At 54.5% G+C, this 266-nt stretch carries 1 pseudogene; it reads right to left on the bottom strand.

What is annotated here, in order from left to right:
- Window positions 1-266: pseudogene (locus MN204_RS20800) on the bottom strand (hypothetical protein); the annotation flags it as partial.

The raw sequence follows: 266 nt of genomic DNA, 5'->3' as shown, positions 1-266 counted from the left end.
CACTCATCTCCCTGACGGCCTGCAACAGCTCCGCTCCCGGCACAGCATCTTCCAGGATCTCAATGACCACGCTTTCTTTATCCAGCGCTTCTCCACTGCGGTCTATGACCATTCGCGACGGGAAATTAATAAACGACGTATGTGCCCCGGCGATGCGCTGGGACGGCACGCATAAAAACTGATCTGAGATCATCCTGGAGGTGGCATATTCCGCCGACACATCCGGAAAACGGTTTGTCATCCCATCTCTGAACAGCAGCTCGTAG

The organism is Oceanobacillus saliphilus (genome assembly GCF_023522835.1).
GTDB lineage: Bacteria > Bacillota > Bacilli > Bacillales > Amphibacillaceae > Oceanobacillus > Oceanobacillus saliphilus.
Note: the sequence above shows the minus strand (reverse complement) of the source record. Positions and strands in the feature narration are given on the sequence as shown.